Source organism: Epilithonimonas sp. JDS (assembly GCF_021261315.1).
GTDB lineage: Bacteria > Bacteroidota > Bacteroidia > Flavobacteriales > Weeksellaceae > Epilithonimonas.
The window spans coordinates 664958-687377 of the sequence record NZ_JAJSAX010000001.1; the positions used below are offsets into that span (position 1 = coordinate 664958).

Below are 22420 nucleotides of genomic sequence, written 5' to 3' on the forward strand. Positions count from 1 at the left end.
TGGTTGATAGTTGACAGGTGATAATTCCCATCAACTATCAACTGACAACTGTCAACAAATTCTACTCGTATTTCAGATATTTCACAAGGTTTACTTTTGTGGCTTGATATGCTTTGACGCTTACTACTGCGAATGTCAAAATCAATAATGAAATCAAACTCAAGACGAACGGGAAAATTGGCATATCAATTCGGTAAGCGAAATCTTTCAGCCATTCATTCATCAAATAATAACTGATTGGAATACTTATGATAACCGCAATTAAAGTAATCCACAGGAATTGTTTTGTCAATCCCACAATCAAAGTTCCGTCTGAAGCCCCAAGCGTTTTTCTGATGGCGACGTCTTTCAGTTTTTGTTCTATCATTAATGATGATAAAGCGAACAATCCGAGTAAGGCTACCATTAAAACCATTGCGTTCAGGATGGTGAAAAGTGTTTGTTGTTTTTGATATTTCACAAAGGTTTTTGCGAATTGCTTATCAATAAAATTAGATTCGAAGGGATAACCGGGTTCTACACTTGCCTGCCAATATTTTTTGATTCTTTTCACCGTTCCGTCCATATCTTCTGGCTTTATTTTCAGCTGGATATTATAGACGTTAAAGCGTTTCCAAGAGGTTGCGCGGTAATGAAAGAAAATCATCGGCTCTACTTCGGTCTTCAAACTTTGAATATTAAAATCCTTTACAATTCCGACGATTTTGTAGGGTTTCTCATCAAAACCTGGGCGGAATTCGTTCTTAAAAGCCTGGTCATCATTCCAACCGAATTGTTTTACAAATGTTTCATTGACCAAGACATTATTAATCGTGTCAGATGCCAATTTGGAATCCAGCCAACGACCTTTTTTCAATTTCACATTCATAAACTGGAGGTAATTGTAATCCATCGAGCCGTGTTGCGCATAGATTGTTTTATCCATATAATCCATATTGGAATTGCTGTAGCGATAGCTTCCTGCAACGGCTTCTCCATATGATACATCGTCCACACCCTGTATTTTTCGCATTTCGTTTTTGAGGCGCTCATATTTTAGCCAGGGCTGATGTACATTATCATTAAAGGTGACTATCATAACCTGTTTTCCACTGAAACCAAGGTCTTTATCCATCATATGTTTCACTTGTGAACTTACAATCAGGCTTGCAATAATGAAGAATGAAGAGATAATCAATTGTAAAGTCAGAATTCCGTTTCTGAGCCAAATCCCGTGTCTGCTTCTGGCAAAATTTCCTTTCAGCGTTTCAATAGCTTTGAAGTTGGCCAAGTAAATCGCAGGAATTAATCCCGAAATCAGCGCAATTAGCAAAACCATTGTAAATGAATAAAAGTAGATGCGCCAATCGTTCATTACAATTTGTTTGTCAAAAAACTTATTGAAGCTCGGCAAGAGGATTTCTGTCAAGGCTAAAGCCAGAATGTACGAGGCAAAACAAATCACGAAAGTTTCTAATAAAAACTGCAAAACCAATTTGGATTTATTGCTTCCAATAGCCTTTCTTACACCAATTTCTTTTGCTCTTTGAGAAGCCTGAGCTGTTTTTAAATTAATGAAATTAATGGCAGACAAAATCAAAATCAACACAGAAAGTGTAAACAGAATCATCATTGTTTTCAAATCGCCAGTCCCAAACCAGTAGGCCTTTCCGTGGAGCTTCATCTGGTCCAACGGTGTGAGCAAACTTCCTTGCGGACCGTACATTTCTAAGAATTTCTGAGGCGTAACTCCAGCACCCTTCGCATTCATTTTCGCACGGTAGAGAAACACGTCGTCATAGAGTTTTTTCTGTACAACTTCTGTATCCGCATTTTTGTCCAGCATAAAAAAGCAACCATAGTTGAAGTTGCCCCAGCCTTCTTTGTCATTTTTCAATTGTTCGTAGGCCAGTATTACAAATTCTGGATTGATGACACTGTTTCCTTTTGGAAGCTCATACACTGCAGTGACCACAAAATTGTCACTATCAAATTTTATACTTTCTCCTGCTACATCCGTTTTGCCGAATAAGTTTTTCGCGGTAAGTGTAGAAATGGCAATTGAAGTTTCTCCCTTCAAAGCGTCTTTGTAACTTCCCGAAATCAATTTGAAAGGGAAAAAATTGAAGAAATTTTCCGAAACAGACATTCCATCTTTTTGATAGGCCGTTTTGTTTTTGGTTATCATTTTGAAACCCATCCCAGAACCACTCACCAAAACATAATCTTTGATTTCCGGAATCATTTTCACCGCGCGGTCTGCAAGTGGGTAAGAAATACTTGGGCTGTACCTGTTTTCTTTGATGTTATGTTGCTGAAATGCATAAATATTATCCTTCTTCGGATTCCATTTTTCATAGGATTCTTCGTCATTCCAATGCATCAGGATGAGCATAAATCCTGTCAGCCCAATCGTTAATCCAAAAAGATTGATAATCGTAGAGAGCCAGTTTTTTTTATAATTGATGAAGGCGATTTTGAGCCAGTTGTTGAGCATAGTTGTGGTTTTTGGTTTCTAGTGTTTTGTGTTTAGTTTTTAATATTTGATTGAGCAAAAAACTCAACACCATATACAATACACTAAAAGATTATTCAAAGTTCTTGGCGTCTGCCTTTTCGAAGACATCTTTTCTTTGTGAAGAATGTTCTTCGCTGAAGACTTCGCCGTCTTTCATATTTACGATTCTTGAGGCGTAACCTGCGTCGTAAGACGAGTGCGTTACCATCGCAATCGTGGAACCTTCTCTGTGAAGTTCCGCCAAAAGGTTCATCACCTCGTTTCCGTTGGAGCTGTCGAGGTTTCCGGTTGGCTCATCGGCAAGGATTAATTTTGGTCTTGTCACCAACGCTCTAGCAACGGCCGCTCTCTGCTGTTGACCGCCGGAAAGTTGCTGTGGATAATGTTTTGCTCTGTGCGCAATGTTGATTTTTTCCATAATTTCCTCCACACGTTTTTTTCTTTCTGAGGATGAAACGCCGTTGTAGATTAGTGGAAGTTCGATATTTTCATAAACCGTGAGTTCGTCAATCAAATTAAAATTCTGAAAAATGAAACCTATGTTTTTCTTTCTGATGTCCGATTTTTTCTTTTCGGAAGTTCCGATAGTTTCCGTTGATTCGAATTGATAAGAACCGGAGGAAGCGCTGTCGAGAAGTCCAAGAATATTTAGAAAAGTAGATTTTCCACAACCGGAAGGTCCCATTATCGCTACAAATTCTCCTTCTTTGATGTGCAGGCTTACATTGTTCAGAGCGTTGGTTTGAACATCTTCTGTTTTGTAAACTTTTGAAAGGTTTTGAATATTTATCATTTTTATTAATTTTTTAAAGTGTTGTTTTTCTGATTTCGCCTGTTTGATTGATGTAATATTTTGATTTTAAATCTCTGGTCAAAGTGATGTTTTTCCAATCCACGCCTTTGATTCCTTCCAGATTGATTTGGTTTCCATTCTTTGAATATTGAACCAAAAAATTGGAATTTTCCTCGTCGGGATTTTTCTCAAGATTTGCCATTGCATTTTCATTAAGGACGACTTTTCGGTGAGCGTCAAAACTCAAATAGCTATAATTACAACCTTTGGAACATTCAAAAATAACGTGATTCTTTTTGAAAGAAATGGTCCATTCCAGCTCTGTCGGCTTCTGTGAATAGGCCATTGCGGAAAATGAACATAATAATATTAAGAATATATTTTTCATAATTAGTTATTTTTGAATATCTAAAAGCTCATATTTCTTCAATTCAGTATAATCTGATGTAATGACCGTTTCACCCTGTTTCAATCCGGAAACCACTTCGTAATACATTTGGTTTTCTCTTCCCAGATTGATGCTTCGTTTTTCAGCTTTGTTTCCTTTTACTACGAACATCCATTTTCCGTTCGTGTCTTTGTAGAAATTTCCTTTGGGAATCATCATACTTTGCGTGTCAGCAGACAATTTCAGTTTCAAGCCGAACGTCATTCCGATTTTCAGATTTTCAGGTTTTACATCAACAAAATTAAGTTCCACAGAAAATTGTCCGTCTTTCACTTCAGGAAGAATTTTAGAAATAATGACTTCAAACTGTTTCGCATTGCTTTCCAGACTTCCTTTGATTCCGTTTTGAAGTTTGTTAATGTAATACTCGTCAACTTTTGCAATCAGCTTGTAACCGCCCATCAAATCGACTTTTCCGATGCTTTCTCCACTCGTCAAATTTTGTCCTAATGAAATATTAAATGATGACAATCTTCCGGAAACAGGCGACATTATCAGGAAATTATTTTTGTTGGAACGAAGAATATTCAGACTTTTTTCCATCTGACTGATGGAACTATTGATGGCGGAAAACTGAGAATTTCTGGAAGCTTTTTCACTGGAAGCGCCTTTTTCCACAATCACTTTTCTTTGTTTCTGATAATTTAGATTTTGTAAAGCGATATCATAATCGGTTTTCTTTCCGATTTCCGCATCGTACAATCTTTTCTGAAGGTTGAAAGACTGCAAAGCTGTATTGTAATCATTTTGAGACTGAAGCAACTCCTTATCCTGATTGAATTCCTGATTCTTCAGTTCCAAAAGCGAACTTCTCATCTGACTGATTTGTTGCATAATTCCCGTTTCCTGATTCAGATAATTGAATTCTGTATTCGGATTATAAACTCTTGCGATGGGCTGTCCTTTTGTCACCATTTGTCCATCTTCAGCGAAAATTTCTTTCACCGCGCCACCTTCCAGAACATTTACCAAAGAAGAATTGAGAGATTGCGTCTGCGCCGTCACCATAAGCATATCTTCAAATTTCCCATTCGTCACTTCATCCGTTTGAATATCCTCCAGCTTTACATTATAAGTTTTTTTCTGATTCAAAAAGTACCAGCCAAAAACTGAAATCGCCAAACCAGAAAGAATGATAATTGATATTAATTTTAGTTTAGATTTCTTTTTTACTATTTTCGTATCCATATTTGAGATAACTAATTTATCTACAGACTATTACGCAATGCAGATGCCAGAGATTTATAAGTTTGTAACACTCTGGAAATGTGACAAAATATATTTTATTTAACTTTAAGACTGTTCATTATCGGACACTTTTTGTACGAAAACGGACAATTTAAGTTGATAGTTTTTAGTTGATCGTTGATGGTTCACTAATATTTGTCAGGCTGAGCGGAGTCGAAGCCTTTTGATTAAGTCATTTTAGAATTCAAATTATAAAAATGCGAAAAAAAGAAGCTCATATTTTAATTGTTGATGACGACGAGGATATTTTATTTTCAGCGAGGGTTTGGCTTAAGAAATTTTTTACAGAAGTAAGCTGTCTCAGTCAGCCAAAGAATATTTTGAAGTTCTTAGCCGAACAACAAGTTGACACGGTTCTTTTAGATATGAATTTCCGGAAAGGTTTTGAAAATGGGCAGGATGGATTGTATTGGATGAATGAAATCAAAACGCTGGAACCTCAGCTTCCAATCATCCTGATGACAGCTTACGGCGAGGTGGAATTGGCGGTTGAAGCTTTGAAGAATGGCGCATCGGATTTCATTTTAAAACCTTGGAATAATGAGAAATTATATGCTTCCGTAAATCTTGCAGTTGATATTTCCCGAAAAAATAAAAAACTGAATCAGTGGGAAAATGTGAGCGTGAAAACCAATCAGTATCAGTTGGAAACGGCATCTTTTGCAATGCAGGAAGTGATGGAACAAATCACGAAAGTTGCGCCGACTGACGCCAACGTTTTACTTTTAGGAGAAAATGGAACCGGAAAATATGTTTTGGCAGAACGCATCCACGAATTATCAGAAAGAAAAAACCAGCCTTTCGTTCATATAGATTTGGGCAGTCTGTCTGAAAATTTGTTTGAAGCGGAATTATTTGGTTATAAAAAAGGAGCTTTCACCGACGCAAATCAGGATTATTCGGGGAAAATTGAAAATGCGCAGAATGGAACGGTATTTTTGGATGAGATTGGAAATCTTCCGCTTCATCTTCAAACCAAATTGTTGAGCTTGATTCAAAATCGAAAATTGACGAGAATCGGGGAAAATAAAGAACGAACTTTGGATGTCAGATTTATTTTTGCGACGAATGAAAATCTAAAAAAAGCAGTTTCGGAAAATCGTTTCAGGAAAGATTTATATTATCGAATTAATACCGTTGAACTGCAAATTCCGAGTTTAAGAGAGAGATTGGAAGATATTCCGACTTTAGCCGATTATTTTTTGGAGAAGTACAAACAGAAATATCACAAGTCAGATTTAGCTTTGACTGAATCTTTGACTAATGAACTCACAACGTATTCCTGGCCGGGAAATATCCGTGAACTCGACCATTGCATCGAGAGAAGCGTGATTCTTTCCAACGAGAAAAATTTGAAATTGTTAATGCCTCAAGATGACGAATCTGAAAAAACAATCGTCAATCTTAACATTGAGGAAATGGAAGAAATCCTCATTAAAAAGGCTTTGAAAAAACACCGCGGAAATATTTCTCTCGCTGCGGAAGATTTAGGATTGTCGCGTGCGGCACTTTACCGAAGAATGGAAAAATTTGAATTATGATAAAGCGGGAAGTTGGAAGTTGGAGGAAGGAAGTTTGAAGTTAAAATTCAAGCACAGTTTCGAAGGAACGATTAATCAAGAATAGGATGAAATCCTATTAATCAAAATTTGAATTATAGATGAACAAACAACAAATTATCTGGCTAATATTTATTCTTCTGGCGATTGTCAGTGGGATTTTCGCTTTTGATTTTTACACACAAAGCAAGTGGATTAACTTCGGATTGTTTACTGCTGTAAGTATTGGATGCATTATTTTGGCGCAGATTTCCGCTTTATCTTTTATTCAGAAAAGTGAGAAAATATTGTTGGCGATTCAGAAAAAAGATTTTTCACTGTTTCCAAAAACTGAAGAAAATAATTTGGTGGATAATGCCGTAAAACTTTATTATCAAAGCAAAGAAGAATACTTGGCGTTGTCTTCCTACAAACTTTTATACGAAGAAATTTTGAATCAACTGGAAATCGGATTGATGATTCTTTCCGAGAAGAATAATCAGTGGGAAGTTTTTTATGTGAATCCTGTTTTCCTGGAAATATTACAGATTCCGAAATATAATTCCTGGGAATTGTACGAATCTAAAACATCGGAATTTTATAAAATCATCGAACAAACTAATTACGAAAACTCGCAGGAATTCTTTGATATTTCGATTAATGAAAATGTAAAACAATCGTTTTCTCTTCGAACCAAAAAAGTTCAGAATGTCAAAAACCGTTTCTGCATCATCAGTCTGGAATCTGTTCAGAAAATCATTGAACAAAAAGAAAAATTGGCTTGGAATAATTTAATGAAAGTGATTTCTCACGAACTTCTGAATACTTTGACACCTGTCAACAGCTTGATTCAAAATCTTGAATATATCGCCAATCAGGAAATTGTCGAAAAGGAAGACCAGCAGGAAATGAAGGAAAGTCTGATGATTATCAATTCAAAATCCAAACAACTGTTGAATTTCGTGGATGATTACCGACAAGTTGCTGAACTTCCAAAACCTGTGTTCAAAAATATTTCTTTGACGCAAATTGTAGAATCTGCACTTAATTTTCTCAAGCCAGAATTCGAAAAAAATCAGATTAAAATCATCAATTATCTGGAAAATCAAATGATTTTTGCTGACCAGAAAATGATTGAAAGATGTTTGATTAATCTTTATCTAAATGCAATTTACGCAGTTGCCGACAATTCAGAAAGAATCATCAAAACAGAAATAAAAACATTTAATAAAAGAATTCTTTTAAGTGTAGAAGACAACGGAATTGGAATCTCCAATGAAATTAAGGACAAAATTTTCCTGCCATTTTTCACAACAAGAATCAGCGGTTCCGGAATTGGTTTAACTTTGAGCAAAAGTATTATCGAGGCGCATAAAGGTTATCTCAATTATAAACCTTTGGAAAAAGGAAGTCGATTTGAAATGTGGTTTTTGGAATAAATGTAAAAAGTAAAATGTATTTAAGTACAAAGTATTTATTATCTTTTGGGACGTCGAATTGCTCGCAGCCCGACTTGAGCGGAAATCCTTTTTTGTGGCTGGAAAAGCTAGGCAAAAAGATTGGGAGCGGAAGGCGGATAAAGCTGCCCCAAATAAAAATTAAACTATGAAAATCAAAAATAACGCTGGCGAAATTGTAGAATTTGAAATCTCAAAACTGGAAAACTCACTTCGCAACTCTGGAGCGGAAGAAAATTCCATCAAAAAAGTGATTGACAATATTTTGCCAAATTGCATCGAAGGCGTCACAACACGAGAAATTTACAAACTGGCTTTCGATGAACTGAAGAAAATCTCAAATTCCGTCGCAGCACGTTACAGCTTGAAAAAAGCGTTGTTGGAATTGGGACCTGCAGGATTTTATTTCGAACAGTGGATTGCAAGAGTTTTTCAAAACATCGGCTACAAAACGGAAACCGGACAGCTGATAAAAGGACATTCGGTCACGCACGAAGCGGATGTTATTGCCAAAAAAGATGAGAAAACCTATTGGGTTGAATGCAAATTCCGAAATGCGGAAGACACGAAAATCTCCGTCACAACGCCGATGTACGTTCTATCGAGAATCAAAGATATTTCGGGAATTAATTATAATTTATTTGAAACTCAAACCGAATTTACAGATGGCTGGCTCATCACGAACACTTATTTTACCAAAGATTCTGTGGCTTTTGGCGAATATTACGGACTCCGATTGCTGTCTTGGGATTATCCAAAAGGTAAAAACATCAAAAGTTTGGTTGACCAAAATGCGCTCTATCCAATCACTTGCCTCACCACTTTGGACGGAAAACAGAAACAAAAACTGCTGGAGAAAAAATGTGTTTTGGTCAAGGAATTATTCAACAATCAGAATTTACTGGACGTTCTTGATTTGAATGACGCAAGAAAATCAGAAATTCTGAAAGAAGCAAAAGAACTTCTTGTCATCAAAATTTCGGAATAAAAAAACCGCATTGCTAAAATAACAAGGCGGTTTAATTTTTCTAACTTCTAGATTCTAATTTCTAATTTCTAAAATCTAAACTATTTCCCTTTCTGTGGCGGATAATTTTTCATTATCTCAGCTACGATTTCAGGGATTTGTCTTTGTTTAGACTTCGGCGAATCTACAGAAAGTCCGCTTCCGATTCCCTGCCAAACCAATTTTTGAGTTTTCGCATCCACGATGTCCACTACGATGGTTCCGCTATTGTAATTGTTCGTCCAAGTATTTCCCATTCCGAAACCACCGCCCCAGCCCCAAGGTCTTCCCCAGCCGAAACCGCCGCCGTAAGAAGTCGTCACATCCTGGACTTTCTTGTGCGAAGCTTTCACATTGATAATCAAATCAGGATTCTGAGCCGATGTCAAAGTTTTCGCTTGCAATTGTTTGGACAATTCGTTCAAAACTCTGTCTTTGTCGATGTCGTTCAGTTTCAGGTCGTCTGTTCTCAGCAGATAGGTTTTGTAGTTGGCAAAATTTGCCGTTGCTGCATAGTCAGATTTCACGTTGAAAGGGCTACACGAAGTCACACCCAGGGAAACTGCTGCCAGTAATATGAAGAAATATTTTTTCATTGTAATATTATTTAGATTTTTTAATAAATGTATCCGTCTTTTTATCGTAGCCATACGGGCAATGTCGGCATCCACTTTTACAGCAATAGCCACGTTTCAGATGGAATTTCTCCGTAAAAACCTTGTAACCTTGCTCGTTGTAGTAGAAGTCTTCATTCTCTTTGATGTCATTTAGTTTCATAAGTTAAAAAACTGTACCAAAATTTTTATCTTTGATAGATTATTAATCAAAATTATTATGGCAGCTATTTCCGCCCTCCGTTCCCAATCTTTTTGCCTGCGCTTTTCCAGCCACAAAAAAGGATTTCCACTCAGGTCGGGCTGCAGATTCGTCTTCAAATCAAATTTATCCATTTAACATTAGAATTAAAATCTAATTTCTAACATCTAAACTCTAACTTCTCAAAATGATAATCATCTGCCAAAGATTACTCAAAAATACTAAAATTTCGGGGATTACCTTATTCCCATTTATTTTGCTGAGGAAAAAAGAGTTGAGACACAATCCGATTCTCATCAACCACGAGAAAATTCATCTTCGTCAGCAGCTGGAACTTTTGATTATTCCGTTTTACATTTGGTACTTGTCAGAATATTATATCAAATATCTCAAATACAAAAATCCGGACCTGGCTTACCGAAACATCAGCTTCGAAAGAGAAGCTTACAAGAACGACCAAAACTTAGATTATCTTAAAAAGAGGAAATGGTGGAGTTTCATTTCGTATTTGTAATTAAATAAAAGTTGAGCTTGCAACCGACTGACAATCAATTATATTAATTACAAAAACTTCTCCAATATTACATTTTCACTAAAAAAATTTCTCAGACTATAAAATAATCTAAATTTGCAAAATTATTTTTCAATAATTCTTACATTATGTCGCAAGATAGCAGTGGTCATTTTGACCTCAAAAAACTTTCCGCAGTTGGGATTTTAGTTTCATTAGGAATTGTTTTCGGAGACATCGGAACCTCGCCGTTGTACGTGATGAAGGCCATCATCAACGCCGGAAAATCCGGAGGCATCATCTCGGAAGAATACATCGAAGGTGCACTCTCGTGTATCATCTGGACACTGACTTTACAGACGACAATCAAATACGTTATCATCGCTCTAAAGGCCGATAACAAAGGCGAAGGCGGAATCTTATCGCTCTACTCTCTCGTCAAAAGATTTAAGAAAAAATGGCTGTACGGAATTGCGATAATCGGTGCAGCAACTTTGGTTGCGGACAGTATTATTACACCATCTATGACTGTAATTTCAGCGATAGAAGGTCTTGAATTGGTAATGCACAAACCGCCTGTTGTTCCGATAACCTTATTTATTCTAATCGTTATTTTCGTCGTTCAGCAGTTTGGAACAAGTTTTATCGGAAAATTCTTTGGACCTGTAATGGTGCTTTGGTTTCTGGTCTTAGGCGGTTTTGGTTTAGTCCAATTGATAGAACATCCAACAGTTTTGAAAGCTTTCAATCCTTATTACGGCATCAAATTAATTTATAATTCGCCAAGTGCCATCGTCATTTTAGGCGCTGTTTTCCTTTGTACAACGGGAGCGGAAGCTTTGTATTCCGACCTTGGACATTGCGGTATCAAAAATATCCAGGCGAGTTGGATTTTCGTAAAAGCGATGTTGATTCTTAACTATCTTGGCCAAGGTGCTTGGTTATTAAGCAATTACCACGAAGTTTTTGCAGGCAAGAATCCATTTTTTGGAATTATGCCGGAATGGTTTATTATTCCGGGAGTTGTTCTCGCGACTGCAGCAGCTATTATTGCCAGTCAGGCCGTTATCACAGGTGCTTTCACAATGTTTTCGGAAGCAATGTCGCTCAACTTCTGGCCAAATCAGGAAATTGAATATCCTTCTGGAATCAAAGGTCAAATGTACATCCCGAAAATCAACTGGGGACTTTTATTGCTTTGTTTCATCGTCGTTATATACTTCAAAGAATCCAGTAAAATGGAAGCTGCTTATGGACTTTCCATCACGGTCACGATGTTGATGACAACCATTCTCTTGATTTTCTGGTTTCTCAAAACAAGAACCAATAAAATTTGGATTGCAATTTTTGCCTTGATTTACATTGTCATCGAAGGTGGATTTTTCAGTGCCAATATCATCAAATTCTTTGACGGCGGCTGGATGTCTGTTCTTCTTGCAGGATTCATCGGAATTTGTATGTACGCCTGGTACAACGGAAGAATCATCAAAACCACTTTCATCAAATTTGTGAAACTTGAGAAATATATCTCTACGATAAAAGATATGAAGCTGGATGAAACGATTCCAAAATACGCGACCAATCTGGCCTTTATCAGCCGTGCAAAAAGAGACGACGAAGTGGAATCAAAAATCATCTACTCCATCATCAGAGCGCAGCCGAAAAGAGCAGACCATTATTTCATTCTAAACATCGTCAACCAGGAAGACCCATACAGTTTCAAATATAATGTGGAGGAAATTCTACCTGGAACAATTTATAAGATCAGCTTCTTACTCGGTTTCAAAAGAGACAGAAGGATCAACGACTACTTCCAGCAAGTTTTGGCGGAAATGATGGAGGAAGGAACGATTCCATCCAGAAGTTCGCATCCGTCACTCAGAACGCATAACATTCCACCGGATCTGAAATTTGTCATCATCGATAATGTTTACATCAACGACTTCTTATTGACGATCCGCGATAAAATTATTCTTAACATTTATAATTTTGTGAAGAAACTTGGAAGCAACGATTTCACGGCTTATGGTGTTGCCAGTCACAATGTGGTTGTAGAATCTGCGCCACTACTAGACCAGAAGATCAAAACAGAGAAGATAGAAAGAGTCGAAGGCAAGCATTTTGATTAATCACAAAAAAAATCGCTAATTTTGTAAGATGGATACGAAACAAAAAGAGTTGAATATCGCAACTATTAAAGATGTTCTAAGACAATACCTTATGGATAAAGGCTTCCGCAACACACCGGAGCGTTATACCATTTTGGAAGAGATCTATGGTATGGAACATCACTTCAACGTGGACGATCTTTATCTTCTGATGATGCAGAAAAAATACCACGTGAGCAAAGCCACGATCTACAATACGATCGAGATCTTTCTGGATGCAGGATTGATCAGAAAGCACCAGTTCGGAGAGAAAACATTGAGTACATCGTCGTACGAAAAATCATATTTCGATAAGCAGCACGATCATTTGGTGATCTACAAAGAAGATTCTGACAAAGAAATTGCAGAGATCATAGAATTTTGCGACCCGAGAATCCAAGGCATCAAAGACTCGATTGAAAAAGCATTTGGTGTAAGTATTGATACGCACTCGTTGTACTTCTACGGACACAAGAAGTCTGAAAATTAATGAAGAAAACCTTTCTTTTAATATTACTTTTAGTTGTTGTAAGAATCTTTTCGCAAGTGGCGCCAACCCAAAACACAGGTCTGGTAAAAGATCCTTTTTTCAATAATCCAAATCCAAATACAGAAGCTTCAAAGAAAGTTCAGCACAGACACTCCGACAGTTTCGGTGTAAAAGCTGACAGATATGAAGGAAATCCTGTTTTCTCAGGAAATGTTGTTTTCGAACATCAAGGTTCAGTTTTAACTGCTGATGAAGTAGTTTTTTATCAGAAAGAAAACTTCTTAAAAGCCATCGGAAACGTCGTCCTAACTACAGCCGACGGAAACCGAATTACAGCCGAAGAAATGGAATACGATGGCAATACAGAACGTGGAATCGCAAGAAGAAACGTTGTCCTTACCGACCCGAAACAGACCATCAAAACAGAAACACTTTACTACGATAAGATTCCAAATACGGCCTACTTCAACACAGGCGGAACGATTTACAGTAACGATGGAAGTGTGATGTACACAAAGTCTGCGACTTATTACCTCAACACCAAGATGATTGATTTCATCGGTCGTTCTAACATCGAAACTGACAAGTACACGATCGTCAGTGATAATATCAAACAAAACCAAAATACGGGCGCTTCAGATTTTTTTGGACCAACCACCATTCGGGATAAAGGCAATCCAAGGAATTACGTCTACACAGAATTAGGAACTTATAACTCAAAAACCGGAGAATCTTTCCTTAATAAAAACTCAAGAATTCATTACAACGATAAAGTTCTGACAGGAGACAAACTCTACTTCAACAGAAATACAGGATTCGGAAAAGGGACAGGCAATGTTACTTTGGATGATCCAAAACAGAACCGCTACATCAAAGGTGGCTACGGCGAAATCTATGAGAAAAAAGATTCCGCAATGGTAACCGATAAACCTTACGCTGTCAAGATTCTCAGCAAAGATTCGGTTTACATTTCGGCAGAAAAATTCCTGACTTATCAAAAATCGGATTCTATCGATAAGCTTAAGAAAAAAAGTTTTCTGAGAGCATTTAGAAAAGTGAGAATTTACAAAACCAATATGCAGGGTCGGTCAGATTCACTTAGTTTCAATGAGACCGACGGCGAGATGCATCTGATCCGAAAACCAATTCTCTGGATGGGTGTAAAACAGGTTACCGGCGATGAGATCCGAGTTTACAGCAATACGGAAAAAGAAATTACAGATTCAATTTATGTTATAGGAAATGCATTTGCAATTAGCAAGGCAGATTCTCTTAATTTGAAAGATGAATTCAATCAGATTAAAAGCAAGAATATGATCGTTTATCTTAAAAATAATGCGATCGATATTGCAAAGGCTGTCGGTAATGCTCAGGCAATTACTTATGCGGATGACACCAATCAAAAGACAAAAGAAGTAACAAGAATTGGTGTTGCATTATCAACTTGCGGCGAGATTGTCGCACAATTTATAGAGCGGAAATTGGAAAATGTAGATTGCAATATCGGAGCAAACACAGACACTTATCCGATGAGCAAAATATCCAAGGACGAACGTTTTTTCAAAGATTTTAATTGGAATACAAAGGATCGACCACAGAAATGGGGCGACATTTTCCTCGATACACCAAACTATCCCGAAATCTTCTACCAATCAGACAACTCTCTTTTCGAACGAGCGGATGCTGAACGCAAGAAACTCGAAGAAAAAAACAAACCGAAGACGCCTGTTCGGGTTAAAAAATAATTTGCTAAATTTTTGTTTCATTTTTTGCTGATTATCAAAATATTTTTAACTTTAAGAATTAACAATTCGATAAAGTAAAATATTAAAACACAAATTATGAAGTATAAATTGGAACTTGCTCCGGAATTGATTCCCGTTTTAGAAGCCTACAACAGCCAACCTGCACCACCGGAAGGAATGCCTTTGCAAGAAGCTTTCCGAGGTGCGTTGAAACAAATGGCGCAGCAAGTAGGTGTCGAAAGTACATCTGACCTGAAAGTAGAAAACAAACATTTCACAAACAGTGATGGTCTGGAAACCCAATTGCGCGTTTTCACACCTTTGAATGACAACACTCCAAAACCCTTGCTATACTGGATTCACGGCGGTGGAACTATGAGCGGATTGCCAGAGCAGGAAGACCAGACGCTTTACAATCTGGCTCTCGAACTTAACTGCGTGATTACTTCTGTCAATTACAGATTGGCTCCCGAAAATCCCTATCCAAAACCACTTAACGATTGTTATGAAGGACTTCTGCACATCGTCGCAAATTCCTCAGCATTTGGAGTTGATACTTCAAAAATCGTTGTTGGTGGCGGAAGTGCCGGCGGATTGCTTTCCACTTCTGTTGCCATCCGGGCAAGAAACGAAAACGGTCCAAAACTACAGATGCAGTTTCTGGTCTATCCAATGGTGGATTGCAAAGACACTTCCGAAAGCAACAAAGAGATTACGAATCTTGGCGTTTGGGATTCCTGGATGAACCATTACGGCTTCCAGTGCTACCTTACAAATGTTCCCGAAAGTGAGTATTCCAAAGCGGTTCCGAATATGGTTGAGGATTTGAGCAACCTTCCCGACACGTTTCTTGCCGTCGGCACAATGGATTGTCTTCGCGATGAAGGCATTGAGTATGCTCAGAAACTGGCAGCGTCAGGAGTGCAGGTTGAGTTGCATATCTATCCGGGAATGACGCACGTTTTCGACGCATTGGCTCCGGATTCCAAAGCTGGACAAGATTTCTGGAAAGCCAGAGTAGCCGCTTTGAATAGGGCTTTCAATAAATAAAAAATCTTTGTCAAATCGAGCTTCGTTGAAATTTGGGCGCCTTTATCCGCCTTCCGTTCCCGCTATTTTTGCCTTTCCAAAAACCAGCCACAAAAAATGAGCTCCGTTCAAACCTAACGTAGTGGTTCATCGATTCAAATAAAAAAATGTAAACTTGAGATAAGTCGGGGCGCGCTTCGCCGAGATTGAAATTTTCGTTGATATATCCACGAAAAAACTAAGAAATTCCCGAACTTTGTAAGAGTTTAGAAACTTGATTTATTATCAAAAATAATTGATTTTAATCTAACTTCTAAAATCTCATTTCTAACATCTACATAAAAAAATGAAGACCGATTTTTTCAAATACCAAGCCCAAACAACACCTTACGCCGCAGGTTTCGAAGTGGAAAAAGCAGAAGGAAGCTACATCTACGGCAAAAACGGAATCGCTTATCTGGATTTTGTAGCCGGCGTTTCTGCAAATACATTGGGACATTCACATCCGAAGGTTGTGAACGCCATCAAAGAACAGGCGGATAAATATCTGCACGTGATGGTTTATGGTGAATATGCTCAGGAAAAACCAGTCGCGCTTTGCAAACTTTTGGCAGACGCAACGCCCGAACCTTTGGAAGTGACTTACCTCGTCAACTCAGGCGCAGAAGCTATTGACGGCAGTTTGAAACTCGCAAAACGTTATACGGGAAGAGAAGAAATCATCGCTTTCAAAGAAGCGTATCACGGAAACACACACGGCGCACTTTCTGTTGCCGGAAATGAAGTCCATAAGAGAGAATTCCGCCCGTTGCTACCAATGGTCAATTTCATCGAGTTCAATAATGAAAATGACCTTGACAAGATTACGGAGAAAACGGCTTGCGTGATTGTAGAAACCATTCAAGGTGCCGCAGGATTTATAATGCCGAAAGATAATTACTTCATTCAGCTGAAAAAGCGTTGTGAGGAAGTTGGTGCGTTGTTGATTCTTGATGAGATTCAGCCGGGTTTTGGACGGACGGGAAAACTGTTTGCTTTTGAGCATTTTGGGATTGTTCCCGACATTCTTGTGATGGGAAAAGGAATGGGTGGCGGCGTTCCGGTTGGCGCTTTTATGAGTTCTAAGGAAATTATGACGAGCCTTTCACATTCGCCGAAGTTGGGACACATTACAACTTTTGGTGGAAATCCGCTGATTGCAGCTGCTTCTCTTGCAACTTTACAAGAAGTTCTGGAAAGTGGATTGATGGAAGAAACCGACAAAAAAGAAAAACTCTTCCGTGAATTGCTCGTTCATCCGAAAATCAAAAATGTGAATGGAAAAGGTTTGATGTTGGCCGTCAATCTTGGAAGTCCGGAATACACTTTGAAGGTCGCTTCCAGATGTATGGAAAAAGGTCTGATTGTCTTCTGGCAACTTTACCGAAATGAATATATGAGAATTTCTCCGCCACTTACAATCTCGGAAGATGAAATCCGAAAAGGTTGTGCGATTATTCTGGAAGTTTTGAATGAAGTGGAATAAGAAATCTGCAGCAGTGAATTATCATTTATTCTCAAACCGATATGTCAGTGCTTCGCACTTTTTACTTGAATACGTTCGACTTCTACTAATATATCAAGACTTCATCTCTTAAAGATGTGAAAGATAATTTCTATTGAAAACAAATCTTGATTGACCTACAAATCTGCAGCCCGACTTGAGCGGAAATCCTTTTTTGCTTGCACTCAAGTTCAACTTAATGGAAATCGTGAGCAAAAAAGATTGGGAGCGGAAGGCGGAAATAGCTGCCCAAATATTCACGTTCAAAAGTGCCAAATAATCGATGGATTGTAGGTTTTTCGAATCGTAGAAATCAGCTAATAAAAATCATACATTATTTCTATAAAAATTTTGAATTTCCATAGACATTTTGATTTGGAAATAAAAAATTAATTTATATATTGCGCCACAATTAGAATTTGAATATGGCGAAAACGAAAGTGCAGTACGAATACAATATGCATTGTCTCTCAGAGATTTTGTACGAGTATTTGGCGAGTGCAGAAGGATTATCAGAATGGTTTGCGGAAGATGTGGTGGAGCGTGGAGACGATTTTTTCTTCAGCTGGGGAAGTGGTCCTGCTGAAAAAGCGACACTTATCAGATATAAGCCGGAAAGTTTCGTGCGTTTCCGTTGGGAAGAGGACGAGGGTTCTAAATATTTCTTCGAACTTTCTATTGTTATAGACGAGATTACGGACGACCTTTCTCTGAATATCACCGACTTTTGTGAGCCTGGCGATGAAGAGGAAAACAGACTCTATTGGGAAAACCTGATAGAAAATCTACAGTTAAAATTAGGAGCTTCTTAAAAATAATGGATGAACGATTTTATCGTTCATTATTTTTTTATACCATACAATGCAGAAGATAGTTTACACACAAGACAATTTACAGCTACTGAACCGATCTTTTCTTTTTGGAGATTCGGTTTGGGTTTCATTTTTCATCAGAAACGGTCAAATCATTATGGCGGAGGAATCTTACTTCTTCCTGATGGCTTCGATGCGAAAGATGAGATTGAACATTCCTTTGACTTACACGTTGGAATTTTTCCAGGAACTTTTACAGAATGAAGTTTTATCAAAAGGCGTTCAGAACGGAATCGTCCAATTGATGGCTTACAGAAAGCAGGACGAAAAACCTTTGGCAAAATCCGAAACGGCGTTCTTTTTTGAAGTGGATGAGACTGAAGATGTTTTGAGAATCCAAGGCAATGTGGAGTTGGATTTGATTAAGGAAATCAATGTGAATGCTAATCTTTTGAGTAATATCAGAGTGCATTCTCCGGAAAATATCTACGCTCAGATTTACGCTAAGGAAAATGATTTGGACGATGTTATTCTCCTCAATCCAAACAAAAAAATCGCCAGAAGTATCTTCGGAAATCTATTGTTTTTGCAGGATAACGTGATTAAAATCCCGAAACAAACGGAAGGCGCGTACATTTCGCCTTTGATGGAAAACTTCATCACTTTCATTCATAAAAATAAATTAGCCGAAATAGAAGAAGCGGAAATCATCGCTTTCGAATCTCAAAAAGCGGAAGAGATTTTAAGAATTTCGGATGAAAAAGGTGTTCATTCTGTTTCCAAAATCAGGAACAAAACCTTTGAAAACACACGGTTTTCTGAGATGGTCCAGAAGTGGGCCGAAAATTTTATTTAGTTAATTTTCCAGAAAAGTTAGATTTAATTAAAATAAGTTCTATACATTTGCTTCATCAAAATATCAAAATGACTACACAATTTATGCATCATCATCACCATTTCCTCGCACAGACGGGAAGGTCGTGATATGTCATAACTTCTAAAAATATAAACCGTCTGAGTAATCAGTCGGTTTTTTTTATTCCAAAATTCTCCTGTCGTTTACTCGGACTTATGTTAAAATCTAAAATGAGTAAACTGAAATTAGCCTTACAAAAAAGCGGACGACTGAGCGAAAAGTCCCTCAAACTCCTCGAAGAATGTGGAATCAAAATCTCCAACGGCACCAGAAAATTGAAAGCCGTTTCGTCCAACTTTCCACTGGAAATCCTTTTCCTTCGCGACGATGATATTCCGCAATACGTGGAACAAGGCGTTGCCGATATTGGAATTCTTGGACTGAATGAAGTTCTGGAACAGAAAAAGCAAATCGAAACCATCCAGAAATTGGGATTTGCGCAATGCCGACTGTCTTTAGCGATTCCGAAAGAAGAAAGTTATAACGGACTTCAATATTTCGAAGGAAAAAAAATTGCGACGTCTTATCCTGGGATTCTTACCAACTATTTCCAAGAAAAAAACATCAATGCACAAATTGAGAAGATTGGTGGAAGTGTAGAAATTGCGCCTGGAATTGGACTTTCAGATGCTATTTTTGACATCATCAGCACAGGTTCTACTTTGTTGACAAACGGTTTGAAAGAAGTTGAAACGGTTGTGGAAAGCGAAGCTGTTTTGGTTTCAAATAATGATTTGTCTGAAGATAAAAAAGACATTCTCAAAAAACTATTATTCCGAATCAATGCTGTAAAAGAAGCGTCCGAAAGTAAATACATTCTTCTGAATGCTCCTAATGAAAACTTGGACAAAATCATTAACATTCTACCAGGAATGAAATCGCCGACTATTCTTCCATTGGCGGAAAGTGGCTGGTCATCCATCCACTCAGTTATCAAAGAAGACCAATTTTGGGAAGTGATAGAGAAGTTGAAAAATGAAGGTGCGCAGGGAATTTTGGTGTTAGAAATCGAAAAAATGATATTATGATGAAGCAGTATAAATATCCAAATATCAAAGACTGGAAATCACTTTGCGAAAGGCCTTTGCAGAATCAGGAAAACCTTTCTGAGCAAGTGAAATCTGTTTTTGATGAAGTGAAAATTAATGGTGATAAAGCTTTGAAGTTTTACACAGAAAAATTTGATGGTGTTGTGTTGAATGATTTAAAAGTCTCAGAAATCGAAATTGAAGAAGCTAAAAATTTAGTTTCTGATGAATTAAAATCTGCTATAAAAACTGCTTCTAAAAATATCAGAAAATTTCACGTGTCTCAGCAAGAAGAGAAAAAAATCATTGAAACAACGGAAGGCATTTTTTGCTGGCGAGAAAGCCGAGCGATTGAAAATATCGGAATCTACATTCCTGGAGGAACCGCACCCTTGTTTTCTACAGTTTTGATGTTGGGAATTCCTGCAAACATTGCAGGTTGTAAAAATATTGCACTTTGTTCGCCTCCAGACAAAGATGGAAAAATCAATCCAGCTATTCTATTTACAGCAGACTTAGTTGGAATAAAAAATATTTTCAAAATTGGTGGAAGTCAAGCGATTGCAGGTTTGACGTTTGGGACAGAAACGCTTCCGAAAGTTGATAAAATCTTCGGACCTGGAAATCAATATGTAACTTTTGCGAAACAATTGGCGCTTAATTATAATGTCGCCATCGATATTCCGGCTGGTCCGAGTGAAGTTTTGGTGATTGCTGATGAAAGTTCGATTCCAGAATTTGTAGCGTCAGATTTATTGTCTCAAGCCGAACACGGAACCGATTCTCAAGTGATTTTGTTGAGTGATTCTGAGACAATTATAAATGAAATTAATATTGAAATCGAAAATCAACTCAAAGAATTACCGCGTAACGAAATTGCTAAAATCGCATTACAAAACAGCAAATCAATTTTACTAAACTCCATTGATGAAGCCATCGACTTTTCTAATTTTTATGCGCCAGAACATTTGATTTTGTCAATTGAAAACGCTGAGAATTTTACTAATAAAATCACAAACGCAGGTTCAGTTTTCTTAGGAAATTACAGTCCGGAAAGCGCAGGCGATTACGCTTCCGGAACCAATCATACTTTGCCGACAAATGGTTTTGCGAAAAATTACAGTGGCGCTTCTCTGGATAGTTTTGTGAAGAAAATCACTTTTCAAAATATCACTAAGAATGGAATTCAAAACATCGGAAAAACCATCGAGCTAATGGCTGAAGCAGAAGAATTAGTGGCTCACAAAAATGCAGTTTCTGTCAGATTAAAATATTTAGAAAATGAAAATTGATATTCAAAAATTGGTCAGAAAAAATATTCTGAATCTCAAACCTTACTCTTCCGCAAGAGATGAGTTTGAAGGTGAGAATGGGATTTTTCTGGATGCGAATGAAAATCCTTTTGGAGAATTGAACCGTTATCCTGACCCTCATCAAAGAAAAATCAAGGAAAGATTGAGCAAAATTAATCAGATTTCTGCTGACAATATTTTCTTCGGGAATGGAAGCGATGAAGTGATTGACTTGGTTTTCAGAATATTTTGTGAGCCTGGAAAGGATAAGATTTTGACTTTTTCGCCAACTTATGGAATGTACGACGTTTCGGCTAATATTAATAATGTAGAACTTATCAATCTGGAATTGAATGAAGATTTCCAAATTGATTTGGACACTTTGAAACCTTATTTGAACGACGAAAATCTGAAAATTATTTTCATCTGTTCGCCAAATAATCCAACAGGAAATTCAATCAAAAACATAGAATATGTTCTTGAGAATTTCAACGGAATTGTCTTTATTGATGAAGCTTACATTGATTTTAGTCCGGAAGAAAGTTTTAGGAATCAAATTCAAAATTATCCCAATCTCATCGTCAGTCAAACTTTCAGCAAAGCTTGGGGAATGGCGTCCGTTCGGGTTGGAATTGCTTATGCTTCCGAGGAAATTATCAGATTTTACAATAAAACAAAACCGCCGTACAACATCAGTCAGCTTAATCAAAATGCAATTGTAGATACTTTGAATGATGAAAATATCAAACTCGTTCAAGAAAATATTAAACTGATTTTGAATGAGAAAAAACTTCTGATTCAAAGTTTACAACAACTCAAATTGGTAAAAAAAATATTTCCTTCAGACGCCAATTTTATTTTGATTGAAGTTGAAAATGCAGATTTGATTTATCAAAAATTAGTGAATGAAAATGTGATTGTCAGGAACCGAAATTCGGTCATTAAGAATGGCTTGAGAATCACTGTTGGTTCTCCTGAAGAAAATTTAAAGTTAATAGAAACGCTCCAAAATTTAAATTAGAAAGCACTTCGACAAGCTCAGGGTGACAAATAAAAATTTAAGAAAGTTTAAGCAGTTGTCAGGCTGAGGCTCTCGAAGCCATA

General features: G+C 37.4%; 20 protein-coding genes. 14 read left to right on the top strand and 6 right to left on the bottom strand.

The genetic code is table 11. The annotated features are described in order from the left end of the window. Positions 1–61 precede the first annotated feature (61 nt). From LUD75_RS03085 to LUD75_RS03100, 4 genes are all read right to left on the bottom strand, one after another. Positions 62–2476 (bottom strand): ABC transporter permease, encoded by a 2415-nt coding sequence (locus tag LUD75_RS03085; RefSeq protein WP_232704234.1) that lies wholly within the window; start codon positions 2474–2476, stop codon positions 62–64. 91 nt (positions 2477–2567) lie between these two features. Then, positions 2568–3290, bottom strand: coding sequence for an ABC transporter ATP-binding protein (locus tag LUD75_RS03090; protein ID WP_232704235.1), 723 nt, complete (start codon positions 3288–3290; stop codon positions 2568–2570). A gap of 13 nt (positions 3291–3303) precedes the next feature. Then, positions 3304–3678, bottom strand: coding sequence for a hypothetical protein (locus LUD75_RS03095; protein ID WP_232704236.1), 375 nt, complete (start codon positions 3676–3678; stop codon positions 3304–3306). 6 nt (positions 3679–3684) lie between these two features. Continuing rightward, on the bottom strand, positions 3685–4926 hold the full coding sequence (locus LUD75_RS03100; protein ID WP_232704237.1) for an efflux RND transporter periplasmic adaptor subunit: 1242 nt from the start codon (positions 4924–4926) through the stop codon (positions 3685–3687). A 257-nt stretch (positions 4927–5183) separates the two neighbouring features. Here LUD75_RS03100 and LUD75_RS03105 point away from each other — a divergent pair, with 257 nt between their 5' ends. From LUD75_RS03105 to LUD75_RS03115, 3 genes are all read left to right on the top strand, one after another. Then, positions 5184–6527, top strand: coding sequence for a sigma-54 dependent transcriptional regulator (locus LUD75_RS03105; protein WP_232704238.1), 1344 nt, complete (start codon positions 5184–5186; stop codon positions 6525–6527). 119 nt (positions 6528–6646) lie between these two features. Continuing rightward, positions 6647–7963: an ATP-binding protein gene (locus LUD75_RS03110; RefSeq protein ID WP_232704239.1), complete on the top strand. Its 1317-nt coding sequence runs from the start codon at positions 6647–6649 to the stop codon at positions 7961–7963. A gap of 166 nt (positions 7964–8129) precedes the next feature. Further along, positions 8130–8969 carry a restriction endonuclease gene (locus LUD75_RS03115; protein ID WP_232704240.1) on the top strand — a complete coding sequence of 280 codons (840 nt, stop codon included), beginning with the start codon at positions 8130–8132 and terminating at the stop codon, positions 8967–8969. 80 nt (positions 8970–9049) lie between these two features. Here the strand turns inward: LUD75_RS03115 and LUD75_RS03120 are convergent, their stop codons facing one another. Together LUD75_RS03120 and LUD75_RS03125 are read right to left on the bottom strand one after the other, a co-directional pair. Next, positions 9050–9583 carry a DUF4136 domain-containing protein gene (locus tag LUD75_RS03120; RefSeq protein ID WP_034976702.1) on the bottom strand — a complete coding sequence of 178 codons (534 nt, stop codon included), beginning with the start codon at positions 9581–9583 and terminating at the stop codon, positions 9050–9052. Between the two features lie 7 nt (positions 9584–9590). Then, positions 9591–9764 (bottom strand): DUF5522 domain-containing protein, encoded by a 174-nt coding sequence (locus tag LUD75_RS03125; protein ID WP_165569350.1) that lies wholly within the window; start codon positions 9762–9764, stop codon positions 9591–9593. A gap of 226 nt (positions 9765–9990) precedes the next feature. Between LUD75_RS03125 and LUD75_RS03130 the strand changes: the two genes are divergently transcribed. The 11 genes from LUD75_RS03130 (at position 9991) to hisC (ending at position 22337) form a co-directional block, all read left to right on the top strand. After that, positions 9991–10317 carry a hypothetical protein gene (locus LUD75_RS03130; protein ID WP_034976700.1) on the top strand — a complete coding sequence of 109 codons (327 nt, stop codon included), beginning with the start codon at positions 9991–9993 and terminating at the stop codon, positions 10315–10317. A gap of 146 nt (positions 10318–10463) precedes the next feature. Further along, the gene (locus tag LUD75_RS03135) at positions 10464–12443 is read left to right on the top strand and encodes a KUP/HAK/KT family potassium transporter (RefSeq protein WP_232704241.1); all 1980 of its coding nucleotides are present in this window, start codon (positions 10464–10466) and stop codon (positions 12441–12443) included. Positions 12444–12471: 28 nt separating this feature from the next. Next, entirely contained in the window at positions 12472–12951 is a 480-nt protein-coding gene (locus LUD75_RS03140) for a transcriptional repressor (RefSeq protein ID WP_232704242.1), read from the top strand. Next, positions 12951–14696, top strand: a complete 1746-nt coding sequence (locus LUD75_RS03145) for an OstA-like protein (protein WP_232704243.1) — start codon at positions 12951–12953, stop codon at positions 14694–14696. The genes LUD75_RS03140 and LUD75_RS03145 overlap by 1 nt, the downstream gene beginning before the upstream one ends. 96 nt (positions 14697–14792) lie before the next feature. Then, on the top strand, positions 14793–15746 hold the full coding sequence (locus tag LUD75_RS03150) for an alpha/beta hydrolase (protein ID WP_232704244.1): 954 nt from the start codon (positions 14793–14795) through the stop codon (positions 15744–15746). Between the two features lie 325 nt (positions 15747–16071). Further along, positions 16072–17250, top strand: coding sequence for an aspartate aminotransferase family protein (locus tag LUD75_RS03155; RefSeq protein ID WP_232704245.1), 1179 nt, complete (start codon positions 16072–16074; stop codon positions 17248–17250). A 443-nt stretch (positions 17251–17693) separates the two neighbouring features. After that, positions 17694–18080 (top strand): START-like domain-containing protein, encoded by a 387-nt coding sequence (locus LUD75_RS03160; RefSeq protein ID WP_034970246.1) that lies wholly within the window; start codon positions 17694–17696, stop codon positions 18078–18080. 49 nt (positions 18081–18129) lie between these two features. Then, positions 18130–18936, top strand: coding sequence for an aminotransferase class IV (locus tag LUD75_RS03165; protein WP_232704246.1), 807 nt, complete (start codon positions 18130–18132; stop codon positions 18934–18936). A 230-nt stretch (positions 18937–19166) separates the two neighbouring features. Beyond that, a complete protein-coding gene (gene hisG, locus LUD75_RS03170; protein WP_232704247.1) occupies positions 19167–20024 on the top strand; it encodes an ATP phosphoribosyltransferase in 858 nt (285 codons plus the stop codon). Next, entirely contained in the window at positions 20024–21316 is a 1293-nt protein-coding gene (hisD, locus tag LUD75_RS03175) for a histidinol dehydrogenase (RefSeq protein WP_232704913.1), read from the top strand. The genes hisG and hisD overlap by 1 nt, the downstream gene beginning before the upstream one ends. Then, on the top strand, positions 21306–22337 hold the full coding sequence (hisC, locus tag LUD75_RS03180; RefSeq protein WP_232704248.1) for a histidinol-phosphate transaminase: 1032 nt from the start codon (positions 21306–21308) through the stop codon (positions 22335–22337). Before hisD ends, hisC begins: the two co-directional genes overlap by 11 nt. Positions 22338–22420 lie beyond the last annotated feature (83 nt).